Genomic DNA, 12,989 nt, shown 5'->3' on the forward strand with positions numbered 1-12,989 from the left:
ACAGTCCGGTTATCCAGTAAGCATTGAGGCGGCATAGCATACAATATTTCGGCAGGCGGGGAAATCGTGGGATGGGCACAGCAACAAGATCACGTAGGGTGCGCATTCATGCGCACCTGGAAGCATGCGTGCACGCCAGGGCGGCATCAATGCCGCCCCTACATAATGAATATGGTTACCCTAAAACGCGTACCACCGCCGCCTTAAAGATCTTCACCCCGATCTCCAGCGAACTCAGTTCAAAACGCATATCAGGATGATGCAGGCCTGGCACCAGGTTCGTTCCCAGTCCCCAAAAACCGGCTTTCACTTGCGGATTTTTCACCGGATAGTAGAAGAAATCTTCACTACCTGGCGTGGTTTTGGTCTCCAGCAGCCCTTCTTCACCCAGCACATCGACAATCGCCGCACGGATCACCGCCGTGGCTTCATCATGAATCTCTGCTGCAGGCATCTCTTTCAGTACCACCACTTCCGCCGTTGCGCCCAAGGCAGCCACGCTGTGCTGAATCGCCTGAGTGACTTTCTCTTTCAACACATCCATTGGTGCGTTCTCCTGCGAACGCAGATCCCACACCACTCGCGCCTCATCCGGCACTGAGTTAGTTACACCGGCATCGCACAGGAAACGCGTCGCTTTCACGCTCCAGGTTAAACCCGGTGCGAGATGGATACTGTTGACGGCCTGCACCGCTTGTACCGCGGCATCTAACGCATTCACACCTAAATGCGGACGCGCAGCATGGGCTGGCACACCCTTAATGGTCGCTTCCAGTGTGCTGCATGCCGAGTAGATCACTGCGGGTGTCGCCTGGCCCACTTGGCACTCTTCCAGTGGACGCACATGGAAACCGAGGATCATCTCCACGTCATCCAGCGCGCCGCCTTCAATCATTGCCAGCGCACCCGCACCCAACTCTTCAGCGGGCTGGAATAGCAACTTGAGTTTGCCCTTCTTAATGGCGCCCTCTTTCAGCAGTTCCTGCGCCGCGGTAAGAACCACAGAAGAGTGTCCGTCATGGCCGCAGGTATGACGTGCACAGGCGACGCCGTTAATGATGTGGCCCAGCGCATCCATATCTGCACGCAGCGCCAGTACCGGCCCCGGCACGCCGCTGTCAATTTCCGCCACGATGCCGGTGGTGTGATTAATTCCGCGCCTCACGGTGATGCCAGCCTGCTCAAGCTGGTCAGCGATATAGGCAGAAGTTTTGAATTCTTCGAATCCCAGTTCCGGGATTTCATGCAGGTAATGGTAATGATCTAATACGTTCGACACCGCTAAGCTCCTGACAAGTAAAGGCTCGCTCCAGCATCCACCGATGCGCAGCTATAATCAATCCAGCGTGAATGAAAATGAGTCAAAACTGAGAATTCTTCGCATTCAATAAATGAAATAATTCCATTTACAATCAATAAGATAATTTCAACCTTTTGACGAAAAAGCCTTCACAAAAAAGTATAGATTGATGCATAATTCACCGTACTTCACCTGACAAATTAAAAAGGACTCAGCCATGTTAACTGCTGAAATGACCTCTCGCTTGAACGATCAACTGAACCTGGAATTCTTCTCTGCCAACCTGTATCTGCAAATGAGCGCATGGTGCAGCGACAAAGGCTATGAAGGCGGCGCCTCTTTCCTGAAGATGCACTCCCGCGAAGAGATGGAACATATGCAGCGTCTGTTCGACTACGTCAGCGATGCGGGTGCACTGCCGGTGCTGGGCAGCATTGCCGCGCCTGCTGTCAGCTGGAATTCACTGAATGACGTGCTGGAAGAAGCGCTGAAGCATGAGCAGCTGATTACTCAGCGCATCAACGACCTGGTGCACACTGCGTTGATGTCACAGGATTATTCAACGTTCAACTTCCTGCAGTGGTATGTGGCTGAACAGCACGAAGAAGAGAAGCTGTTCAAATCCGTACTGGATAAACTGGCACTGGTGGGCAATAAAGGCGAAGGCCTGTTCCTGGTGGATAAAGATCTGGGACACATGACCGTAGAAGGCCACGGCCAGTCATAATAAAGATTACACACAGCAAACAGCACAACGCCCGGCAATGCCGGGCGTTTTTTTATGCTGAAATCGCGCACTGAGATGGCGACGAGCGTACAAACGGTCAGGATCACCTATTCAGCCAGGAGCGCATACTTACCCAGGAGCGCATAAATGCGCCCCCTACGTGGTAGGAGCGCGATTCATCGCGCGATCTGGCATTATTCCAACGTTTTCAAACGCAGCTCGGAAGGCTGTGGACGTCCAAAATAATAGCCCTGGAACAGCGTACAACCCTCTTCACGTAGCTTGGCGAACTGCTCACCATTCTCCACACCCTCAGCGGTGATCTGAATATCCAGACTGCGGCTCATGCCGGTAATCGCCCGGATAATCGCCATCGCTTCACGGCTGTCGCCCATATCGTTAATAAACGACTTATCGATTTTGATCTTGTCGAACGGGAAGGATCGCAGATAGCTGAGCGACGAATAACCGGTGCCGAAATCATCCAGCGCAATCTGTACACCAATCGCTTTCAGGCTTTGCAGCGTGCGGATATTGCCGAGCGTATCGTCGAGCAGTACCGATTCGGTGATCTCGACCTCGAGGCGATGCGGTGCCAATCCTGACTCACGCAGCGCCCCTTCGACCACTGAGACCAGCGAGCTGTTCTTAAACTGCAACGGTGACAGGTTGACGGACACCGATTGCTCCGTGCCCCAGCTCTGTGCCTCGCGACAGGCTTCATACAAGGCATAGGCACCGAGCATATGAATCAGCCCGGTCTCTTCGGCAATCGGGATGAAATCATTCGGCATGATCAATCCCTTGATCGGATGGTGCCAGCGCATCAGCGCTTCGTAACCAATAATGCCTTCTTCGTTGGTGATCGGCTGATAATAGAGTTTTAGCTGACGGCCAGTGATCGCATCACGCAGATCGTTCTCAATCACACGGCGACTGCGCGCTACGTCATCCATCTCCAGCGTGAAGTGTTCAAAACGGTTACGCCCATTACGCTTGGCCTCGTACAGCGCCATGTCGGCACAGCGCAGCATATGCTCCGGCGTATTGGTGGCCTGCGAGGTTAACGCGATCCCGACACTGAGCCCCACAGAGAGGTTGTGCCCTTCCACGTTGATCGGCGGTCGAATCGCCTCAATCAAGCGTTGTGCCACCACCGCCGCTTCTTGTGCATTGTTGATACTGGGCAGCACAATGGCAAACTCATCACCACCAATACGTGCCAGCGTGTCCTGATCGCGCAGTGCAGTGCGCAGGCGTTTCGCCACCACTCGCAGCAAATCATCACCGATCTGATGCCCCAGCGCGTCGTTAACGTTTTTGAAGTTATCAAGATCGAGGCACAGCGTGGCACTCAACGAGTTGCGCTGATTATCCACACGCAGCGCTTCGCTCAGTTTCTGCCGGAACAACACACGGTTTGGTAGACTGGTGAGGTTATCGTGATGGGCCATATGATGGATGCGCGCATCAACTTCGCGCTGATCGGTGACATCTTCCACAATCAGCATCACATAATTCTGCCGCATATCTTTGCCGCTGATGGTGGTGGCGCGGGTATGCAGAATGCGCTCCCCGGCCGCGGTCAGCAGCAGCTGCTCACGTGAATGAAGACCTTCGCTGCGCAGCGCGATATCCGCCAGGCTGTTGAAATAGTCGCTTAGCTCAGCAGACATACATTCGTGCGGGCGTTTGTGCATGATCAGTGACTTACTGACGCCAAACAGCTGCTCCGCTTTGTCATTCACCATCAGAATTTCGCGGCTGATGGCATCTTCAACAATGACGCATGACGGGATGCTGGAGATGATGGTGTCGAGGAAAGAGGAAAGCTCCGACATTTTTACGTTTTGCGCCTGCGCCAAATCCCGCGCTCGCAGCAATTGCTGTTCATTCTCACGGCGTTCGGTGACATCACGGGTGATTTTGGCGAAGCCAATCATCTTACCCTCTTCGTCATGAATCGCGTCGATCACCACATGCGCCCAAAACGCCGAACCATCTTTGCGATAGCGCCAGCCCTCATCCTCGAAGCGACCAGTTTTCAACGCAATGCCGAGGTTAGCTTCCGGCGTATTGGCGTTACGTTCCTGTGAACCATAGAACACGGAGAAGTGTTGCCCGACAATCTCGTCAGACACATAACCTTTGGCGCGCTGTGCCCCGGCGTTCCAGTTCACCACCCGGCCTTGTACATCCAGCATGTAGATGGCGTAATCCGTCACGCCCTCCACCAGCAGACGGAAGGTTTTTTCATGTTCGCGCTGTCTACGCTGCAACTCGCGCTGCTCGGTGCAGTCACGGGTAATTTTGGCGTAGCCAATTAACTTGCCTGAATCATCACGAATCGCATCAATGACGACATGTGCCCAAAACGCGCTGCCATCTTTACGGTAACGCCAGCCTTCGTCTTCAAAACGTCCGGTTTTGAAGGCGGTAGTGAGGTTCTTTTCTGGAATATGATTTTTGCGGTCTTGCGCGCTGTAGAAGCGCGAGAAGTGCTGGCCGACGATCTCTTCAGCCACATAGCCTTTGGCACGCTGTGCTCCGGCATTCCAGTTTTCGACGTTGCCGTCGAGATCAAGCATGTAGATGGCGTAGTCCGTTACGCCTTCAACTAATAAACGGAAACGTTGCTCCTGTTCCTGCTGTTTACGCTGCTGCTCCTGCTGGATAGTGCAGTCGCGAGTGATTTTGGCAAAGCCGAGCAGCTCGCCGAAGTCGTCGCGAATCGCATCGATCACCACATGAGCCCAGAAGGCGCTGCCGTCTTTACGATAACGCCAACCTTCCGTCTCGAAGCGCCCCACCGCTGTCGCCACAGAAAGCCCACGCTGCGGTGCGCCATTTTTTCGATCTTCTTCGCTATAAAACAGCGCGAAATTTTTGCCGACGATTTCGTCCGGTGTGTAACCCTTGGCACGTTGTGCCCCAGCATTCCAGTTTGCTACGGTGCCATCGGGTTTGAGCATGTAAATGGCATAATCCACCACGCTCTGCACCAGTAGCCGGTACATGACGTCAGAGTTATTATTCATTGTTGTTCGCCTATTGCTGGCCTGGTATTGGTGCTTCTTAAGAAAATTCTTAATTGCTGTGCAGACTTAAACGCAAAAGCGCTTGGCTTACAAGCGCTAATCGCCCACAGACAAAAGTTGGTAGTCAGGTTATCGGCAATGGCTAAAAAACATTCAGCGGGATACTCAAAATATTATGCTGCGTTGACGGTGTTCTTGGGCGAAGCGCGGGCTGTCGAGATGGCATTGCAGGGGGATATGCGCCTGCCAGCATAGTGGCGCACTGGCGGCTAACTGCGGGCATTCGCTGGCGGCAACGAATGCCGGGATAACACGTTGTGCGCCGGTTTTAGCAATTAACCATAACTGATCGTCCAGGGTTGGGTGCACGTTCCACGGCAGCCAACGCGCCTGCTGGGTGGCCAGCAAATCGGCTGCGCGCGTGCCCGGTGCCACATGGCTGCTGAAAATCAGGCGAAAGCCGGGTTGACCACTGAGTTGTGCAGCTAAACCCTGATCGGCTACCGCATCAGCAGCCACTATCACACTTGAAGGCAACCACTGTTCTGGCTGCGGCTGTTTCAACAGGCGCACCAAGCCCAACGCCGTGGTGGCAGGCAATTTATCCATCGCCAGCCACTGCGTGACTTCACTGCGGATTTGTGGACACAGCTGCACCGGCAGCCCGCGCGCCACCAGTTGCAACGCCACTTCGGGTCCACGTCCGTGTTCGGGTACCGCGATGACCGCACCGTGAGTGGCGGCAATGGCTAACGCATCCATCTGTTCACTCAAACGCTGTGAGCGGTCGCCGTAAGAGGCATCGGTGATCAGCAGTTTTGCCTGCGGTGGGCAGTCAAACGGCAGCAGTAGCGCTTCGCGGCTCCAGTCACCCATATAAGTAACCCCACCCGCCACGGGCAGGTGAAACCACACAGAACCGGGAGAATGACCGCTACGACCGGTAAACAGATTAAGCGGGCCAATGGCACTCTGGCCGCGTAATGGCAGCAAACGGCGCGCGTACATTGGCACATCCACATTTCCCAGCTGTAGCCAGGTTTGTTCAGTGGCATACACCGGGGGCGAACCAATTTGCGCCCAGCAATCGAGCGAGGCGGCGTGATCAATATGCGAATGTGTCAGGCAAAGCGCATCAACGCGCCCGATAGCATCAATGTCGGGACGCACGCCGGGCTGTGGCCCCGCCCCCAAATCCAGTAATAATCGATAACCTTCCATCTCCAGCAAAAATGCCGCAGGCAATTTGCCGCCAACGCCGCTGATCACCGTTACGCTTGCCATGGTAAAACCCCTTGCGGCAGTCGCCGCGCCAGCCGTGTTGCCAATCCCATCAGCAAACAAACGACCAGAATCATCAGGCAGCCTACCGCGGCCGCCAGCGAGGCGGAGCCCCCTTCGTCAAGGAACACGATGGTGGGTCCGATGGTCTGGGTTTGCGATGTGACTAACAATACCGAGACCTGGATTTCATTGAGTGCGGTGAGAAACACCAGCACCGTGCCCGCCAGCGCGGAAGGCGCCGCCAGTGGCAGTAAGATGTCACGCATGCGACGGATAAAACCGGCACCGCACAGTCGCGCGGCTTCGTCGAGTGCCGGCTCCAACTGGGCAAAACCGGCCAGCGTTGGTCGCAATACCAGCGCGAGAAAATTAGCTAAATAGGCGGCGAGGATGATCCACACCGTGCCATAAAGCGACACGTTAATGATCGGCAGCGGGCGCAGGAAAAACAGCATCGCAGCGACACCGGTGACAATGCCCGGTAGCGCATACGTCAGCTCACTGGCCAGCCACAGGCCGCGTACCAGTTTGGTGCGCCGCCAGCTGAGGAAATAGGCGAGGAACAATGCGGTGGCGGTCAAAATGATCGCCGCCAGCGTGGTCAAGCCAAGGCTGGTCATAAACGCATGCCGCACCGCCGGATAGCCCCACAGCGCGCTGCGGAAATTCTCCAGCGTCAACGTTTGCCACGTCAGGGCCTGACCAAAACCACGGGTCAGTGCAGTGATCAGCAGCGCGCTAACCGGCAGCAACAGCGTCAGCGCCATCCACAGCCAGGCCGTGCCTTCTATTACTAAACGACCACACCCCAGCGATTGTTGCCACAAGCGTGGCGCGCCGTTGACGCGCACGTCGTGACGTCCGCCAAGCCAGGCGCTGGCCGCCATACCTGCCAGCGTGATCACCGCAATCAGCAGTGCGTACACAGCGGTGTTCGGCAACGCGCTGGGGCCGATGCCATTGAGCTGTTGATACACCAGCGTGATCAGCGTCGGCACACGTGCCGGAATGCCCAGCATCGCCTGAATACCGAAATTACCGGCCGCAGCCACAAAAGTCAGCGCGGCTCCGGCAAAGATCGCGGGGCGTGCCAGCGGCAGAATGATGGTGAACAACACGCGCATGCGTGAAGCCCCGCTCACTTGGGCGGCTTCGACCAAATCAGCGGGCAAACGACGTAAACCGGCACGCACGGTGAGAAACACCAGCGGTGCATTATGGGTGCCGAGCAGCAGCACAATGCCGCTCAGCGAATAGAGTGGCTGCTCGCCAGGCGCAAACCACGGCAGTCCAAGTGCGCCAAACAGCAGCGCTAATGGACTGGACGGTGCCAGCGCCTGTAGCCAGGCGAGTGCCGTCACCTGAGGTGGGATCATCAGCGGCAGGATAAACGCGAACACCCAAGCCGTCTTGGCGCGCAGATCGCTGAGCGCCACCAGCCAAGCGGCCGCGGTGCCGAGCAGCACGGAGATCAAGGTCGAACTGAAGGCGATGAGCAAGGTGTTACCGCTGGCGATCAGTACGCGATCGCTGGCAATCAGTCGCGTTAAGCGTGCCAGGTCTGGCACACCCTGCGGCGCAATCGCCGTCCACACCAGTCGCAACAGTGGCGCGACCGACAGCAAGCCAATCAGTAGCACCATTAGCGCTAAGATCAGTTTCTCACTGTTGAGACGGAAACGTTGACCGCCGCGCGCCAGTTGACGCCACTCGTTGCTCACCACGCTCATGCTTAGCCGCCAAACAGCGCGGTGAACTGATCGCGCACCGTGGCATCTTCCTTGATAGCTTTCGCTACATCCGGCGTCAGCAGTTTAATTTTGTTGATGGGCGTGAAGCCTGCGGGCGCAGATACGCGATCGTCCACCGGGCGGTTACCCTGCTCAACCACCAGCTTCTGGCCTTCCTCAGACAGCATAAAATTCACGAAAGCTTTAGCGGCGGGCAGATTGTGCACTGACTTCATGATCGCCACTGGCTCGGTCACGTAAGACACGCCCTCTTTCGGGTACACCAGATCGACTGGCGAGCCCTTTTTCTTCGCCAGAATCACGTCAGCGTCGGTGATGATGCCGTATTTATCCAAGCCGCTGGCGACAGCCTTCAGCGCCGGACCGTTACCGCCCTGCGGTGCCACGCCAATCGCTGCCAGCTTTTTATAGAAGTTCCAGCCAATGGTTGGCGTGTTGATGTCGGTGTGCAGCTTGTACAGCGCCGCACCAGAGTAAAGCGGGCTTGGCACGGCGATCTGGCCTTTGTTGGCTTCTACGGCCAACGCGTTCCAGCTATCAATCGGCTGCGCGTGTTGGGTGTTGTAGGCGATGACCGTGGCGATGATTTTGGTGCCGAAGAAGGTTTTGTCTTTGTCGTAGAACGAAGGATTGATATGGCTCAGTGGGGCATCCGCGTAGGTGTAGAGCTGGTTCTGATTTTTCAGTGCGCCGAGGTTGATGGCATCGGCAATCAGCAGTACATCCGGCTTCGCCCCCCCACTCATCATCTCGGTCTGCAACACGTTCATCAACTGGGTGGTGCCGTTACGCGTCCACTCGACCTGCACGTTGGGATAAGCGGCTTTAAACGCGTCCACGGTTTGCTGCGCGATTTCTGGTGCCTGCGAGGTGTAAATCACCAGCTTGCCTGAGGGTGCATCTTCCGCCTGGCTGGTGGCGGCAATCAGTAATCCACTGGCTAACATCAAAGCGTTAAACGACGTGCGCATAGCAATTTCCCTAAGTATCTAAACGTTATGAAGGAAGGATCCAGCCGTCGCGCAGCGCCACACCAAGGGTCGCGTCAACAACGGGTAAAAGGGTATCGGACACCTGTAGCGTGATGCTGGTGTCGGGTGCCGCAACGGGCGCGACATCAATCTGATAATGGCTACCGCGATAGATCACGCGCTGCACACGGACGGCAAACTGGGGTTCGTCCGGCTCGGCTAAGCGGAAATCCACCGCGTGAAAACTGGCTTTGCCGTTGGGCAGCGGACGCTGCTCGGGGGCACAGCGCAAGGTAACGCGCACGCCACACAGCGTGGCGAGCGCTTTGCACTCGCTAGTCGGTTCGATATCACTAACCGGCAGCACTTTGCCGTCATCAATAAAGCCGGCGACCATTTCGTTAGCCGGTTCGCGCCACAGAGTTTGCGGCGTGGCGAACTGCATCACGCGGCCGCCGTCCATCACCACAATACGATCGGCCAGCGCCATCGCTTCGTGCTGATCGTGGGTGATGTAGAGCAAGGTGGCGTGGCTGTGACGATGGAAGCGGCGGAACTCCTCTTCCATGGTGGCGCGCAGGTGCACATCAAGATTGGCCAGCGGTTCGTCGAGCAGCACCAGCGTTGGTTTGGCGACCAGACATCGTGCTAACGCCACGCGCTGACGCTGACCTCCAGAGAGATCGGCGGGACGGCGCGTGGCAAAATTTTCTAACCCCACCAGCTCCAGCGCCTGCTGGGTGCGGCTGTCGCGTTCCTGGCGGGCCACTCGATTGACTTTCAGGCTGTAGGAGACGTTTTCTGCCACCGTCATGTGCGGCCACAAAGCGTAGCTTTGGAACACCACGCCCAGTTGGCGATCTTCCGGTGGCAGATGCACACCCGGTGCTGCAAAGCAGCGTTCGCCAACGTGGATTTCACCCGCATCAGCGGTTTCAAAGCCCGCCAGCAGACGTAATAAGGTGGTTTTGCCGCAGCCCGAAGGACCCAGCACGGCGATAAATTCGCCCTGCGCAATCTGCAGAGAGATATCCTGAAGTACCGGCTGGGCGGCGAAGGATTTGCACAACCCGCGAAGTGTGATCGTTGCCATGTTTCTGGCCTTTATCTGACAGTCCGGCTAAGACCCTACGACAATCAGATGACGATCCCGTGACATCAACTTGACGTTTCCGTGCTCAAACAAAACGGGAGGCCCGAAAGCCTCCCTGGATCTTATTCCGCGCTCTCAGCCTGCAAATGCATGCCGATATAGCGCTCATAACGTGATGGCTTGACGCGTGACAGATCCACCAGCACCAGCCCATCGATACAGTTGTTGAAATCAGGATCGCTGCCGAAATCGATAAACTGCACGCCGCCCGGTTCGCACACTTCGGAGTACTGCTTGTAGAGCGTGGGAATCGCGGTGCCGAGGTTAGCCAGCAGATGTTTAAGGCGGCGCAAATCTTCCGTGTAATTGTCGCCGGTGAACTGCGCCAGCACTTCCGGCAGCGAAGCCGGATACGGACGACGTGACTTCGCCAGCGGTAGCTCAGTGGGGAAATACATGCGGTAGAACGCCACTAACAAATCGCGTGCCGCCAAGGGCATGCCGCCAGAGATCGACACCGGGCCAAACAGATAGCGCGTTTCAGGGTATTTGGCGATGTAGGCACCAATCCCCATCCACAGGTAATCCAGACCGCGTTTACCCCAGTATGCAGGCTGGATAAAGCTGCGACCCAGTTCCAGCCCCTGATTAATGATCGGCAACATGCGCTCGTCATAGTGGAACAGGCTGTCGCTGTAGATACCTTCCAGACCGCGACGCTCCAACTGCTCCGCGCCCGGAATAAAGCGGTAAGCCCCCACGATCTCCAGCGCATCGTCATCCCACAAAATCAGGTGGTAATAATCGTCATCGTATTTGTCGAGGTCACGGCGGCGACCGCTGCCCTCGCCCACAGCGCGGAACGCAATTTCACGTAAGCGACCCAGTTCACGCAGCAGCGGCACCCAAGTCGCGCCGTTACGTCGCCACAGGTAGATTTGTTTGCCATCCGGCAGCGAGCCCAGACGCTCACTCTCCATCAGCGCCTTTTTCAGTTCAGCACGGTCTTCCGGGCGCGCAATCGCCGCTTCGGTCTGGAACAGGCCTCGACGGCCTTGGCCAATGCGATAGAGGTGCTTACGCAGCCGCTTCGCCAACTCTTTACCCGGCGTGTGACCATCGTGCCAGTTAGCAAACGGGATCTGCTCGCCAATGTGCAGCTTGATGCGAGAACCACGCTGGCGGAACATCTCGCGCACCAGCATCATCAGCGCTAATGGCGAGGCAATTTTCGCCGCGGCGTAGAAGGTGAGGCTGTTACGGCCGACCACATGTATCGGCACGATCGGCGCGCGAGCACGGGCAGCAAGACGTAGGAAACTGTGATGCCACTTGCTATCGCGCACACCACGGCTGGAAAGACGGGACACTTCACCTGCGGGGAAGATAATCAGCGCACCTTGATTGTCGAGGTGCTGCTGCATGCGCGTCAGCTGTTCACGGCTGGTGCGGTTGCCCATGTTATCCACTGGCAACATCAGGTTGTTGATCGGTTCCAGCATCATCAGCATGCGGTTGGCAACAATCTTCACGTCACGGCGCACCTGAGAAACGGCCGCCAACAGTGCCAGGCCGTCCAGCGCACCCAGCGGATGGTTAGCAACAATCACTAGCGGGCCGCGGGTGGGAATCTGCTCCAAATCGCGTTCACTCAGTTCACAGCGCACATCCAGGTGCTCCAGCACTTGCTCAACCATATCCACCCCTTTCAGGTGGCGATTACGGTCAGCAAAGGATTGGAATTCATGTTCGCGAACGGCCCATTTCAGCAGGCGTTTCTGCCAGTTCGCGGGGTGATGGCCTGGCCAGTAAGTATCGAGAAGCTGATCAACAGAAAACATCTTTCACCTTTTGTGCGCAGCGGTTTATTGCACCGAAGTTAAAGGGGCTTGTTTTCAGATTTATGACCAGTAGAGAAAGCGGAGCGGAAAACCAGGGGAGAGAGGGATGCGCAATAAATTGCGTAATGCCGCTCACTTAATCCAATGAATGTGTATTTAACCCGGTACGCATGAATGCGTACCCTACGAAAACCGCACTGAACCACGTAGGGTCGCCATTTATGGCGACCGAAACGCACCTAAGCCAATGAGTGTGGGTTTAACTAAAGTTTTAATGGCGGCAGCTGAGAGAATACGCTCAACAAACCTTTGCTCCACAGCTGCCGAATCTGCGAGAAATAGGGATGCTGTTCCGTGATGTGATACTGCTCGTTATCGCTGAAACTGTCGGTGTGATAGACCATTACATCCAGCGGTAATCCCACGGAAATATTACTCGCCAGCGTCGAGTCCATCGAAATCAGCGCGCACTGCATGGCCTGGCTGAGCGGTGTTTCATAGCGCAGCACGCGGTCAATAATCGGTTTACCGTATTTGCTTTCACCAATCTGGAAGTACGGCGTATCGACGCTGGCTTCGATGAAATTGCCCTGAGGATAAATTTGGAACAAGCGTGGCTCTTCACCGCGAATCTGGCCGCCGAGTAACAGCGTGCCGCCAAACTCTTCGCCATCCCGCTTGATCACCTCGCGCAGCGTTTCTCCCACTAGCAGTGCAATGTCATACAGCGATTTGCCATTTAATAAGTTGGGCCGATCGCTGTCATGGCTATTGCGCCGCAACAGGCTCATCACGCTTTGCGTGGTCGCCAGATTACCGGCACTTTGCAGCACCAGCGTGCGTTCATCATCCTCCTGAAACACGTGCAATTTACGGAACGAGGAAATATGGTCGACGCCCGCATTGGTGCGTGAATCCGACACAAAAATCATCCCTGACGATAAACGCATTGCCACACAATAAGTCATAGTCACGCCTGCAAAA

9 protein-coding genes are annotated in these 12,989 nt (G+C 56.1%); 1 reads left to right on the forward strand and 8 read right to left on the reverse strand.

The window, feature by feature from the left end; genetic code table 11:
- Nucleotides 1-175: 175 nt before the first annotated feature.
- Nucleotides 176-1,279: a M20 peptidase aminoacylase family protein gene (locus tag HA51_RS12425; RefSeq protein ID WP_084934804.1), complete on the reverse strand. Its 1,104-nt coding sequence runs from the start codon at nucleotides 1,277-1,279 to the stop codon at nucleotides 176-178.
- A gap of 238 nt (nucleotides 1,280-1,517) precedes the next feature.
- On the opposite strand from HA51_RS12425, the gene ftnA reads away from it, so the two are divergent.
- Entirely contained in the window at nucleotides 1,518-2,027 is a 510-nt protein-coding gene (gene ftnA, locus HA51_RS12430; RefSeq protein WP_084934805.1) for a non-heme ferritin, read from the forward strand.
- A gap of 194 nt (nucleotides 2,028-2,221) precedes the next feature.
- On the opposite strand, the gene HA51_RS12435 is transcribed toward ftnA, so the two are convergent.
- From HA51_RS12435 to HA51_RS12465, 7 genes are all read right to left on the reverse strand, one after another.
- Nucleotides 2,222-5,065 carry a sensor domain-containing protein gene (locus HA51_RS12435; protein WP_084934806.1) on the reverse strand — a complete coding sequence of 948 codons (2,844 nt, stop codon included), beginning with the start codon at nucleotides 5,063-5,065 and terminating at the stop codon, nucleotides 2,222-2,224.
- Nucleotides 5,066-5,230: 165 nt separating this feature from the next.
- The gene (locus tag HA51_RS12440; protein ID WP_084934807.1) at nucleotides 5,231-6,349 is read right to left on the reverse strand and encodes an MBL fold metallo-hydrolase; all 1,119 of its coding nucleotides are present in this window, start codon (nucleotides 6,347-6,349) and stop codon (nucleotides 5,231-5,233) included.
- Entirely contained in the window at nucleotides 6,337-8,079 is a 1,743-nt protein-coding gene (locus HA51_RS12445) for an ABC transporter permease (protein ID WP_084934808.1), read from the reverse strand. Before HA51_RS12445 ends, HA51_RS12440 begins: the two co-directional genes overlap by 13 nt.
- Nucleotides 8,080-8,081: 2 nt before the next feature.
- Nucleotides 8,082-9,071 carry an ABC transporter substrate-binding protein gene (locus HA51_RS12450; RefSeq protein ID WP_084934809.1) on the reverse strand — a complete coding sequence of 330 codons (990 nt, stop codon included), beginning with the start codon at nucleotides 9,069-9,071 and terminating at the stop codon, nucleotides 8,082-8,084.
- A gap of 25 nt (nucleotides 9,072-9,096) precedes the next feature.
- A complete protein-coding gene (locus HA51_RS12455) occupies nucleotides 9,097-10,164 on the reverse strand; it encodes an ABC transporter ATP-binding protein (protein WP_084934810.1) in 1,068 nt (355 codons plus the stop codon).
- 122 nt (nucleotides 10,165-10,286) lie between these two features.
- Nucleotides 10,287-12,005, reverse strand: a complete 1,719-nt coding sequence (olsF, locus tag HA51_RS12460; RefSeq protein WP_084934811.1) for a bifunctional ornithine lipid synthase OlsF — start codon at nucleotides 12,003-12,005, stop codon at nucleotides 10,287-10,289.
- Nucleotides 12,006-12,268: 263 nt separating this feature from the next.
- Nucleotides 12,269-12,973 (reverse strand): proteasome-type protease, encoded by a 705-nt coding sequence (locus tag HA51_RS12465; protein ID WP_084934812.1) that lies wholly within the window; start codon nucleotides 12,971-12,973, stop codon nucleotides 12,269-12,271.
- Nucleotides 12,974-12,989: the final 16 nt, after the last annotated feature.

The organism is Pantoea rwandensis (assembly GCF_002095475.1).
Classification (GTDB): Bacteria; Pseudomonadota; Gammaproteobacteria; order Enterobacterales; family Enterobacteriaceae; genus Pantoea; species Pantoea rwandensis.

Coding starts and splice junctions, on each gene's coding strand:
- ftnA (WP_084934805.1), top strand. CDS start 1,518: ATGTTAACTGCTGAAATGACCTCTCGCTTGAACGATCAACTGAACCTG.
- HA51_RS12435 (WP_084934806.1), bottom strand. CDS start 5,065: ATGAATAATAACTCTGACGTCATGTACCGGCTACTGGTGCAGAGCGTG.
- HA51_RS12440 (WP_084934807.1), bottom strand. CDS start 6,349: ATGGCAAGCGTAACGGTGATCAGCGGCGTTGGCGGCAAATTGCCTGCG.
- HA51_RS12445 (WP_084934808.1), bottom strand. CDS start 8,079: ATGAGCGTGGTGAGCAACGAGTGGCGTCAACTGGCGCGCGGCGGTCAA.
- HA51_RS12450 (WP_084934809.1), bottom strand. CDS start 9,071: ATGCGCACGTCGTTTAACGCTTTGATGTTAGCCAGTGGATTACTGATT.
- HA51_RS12455 (WP_084934810.1), bottom strand. CDS start 10,164: ATGGCAACGATCACACTTCGCGGGTTGTGCAAATCCTTCGCCGCCCAG.
- olsF (WP_084934811.1), bottom strand. CDS start 12,005: ATGTTTTCTGTTGATCAGCTTCTCGATACTTACTGGCCAGGCCATCAC.
- HA51_RS12465 (WP_084934812.1), bottom strand. CDS start 12,973: ATGACTTATTGTGTGGCAATGCGTTTATCGTCAGGGATGATTTTTGTG.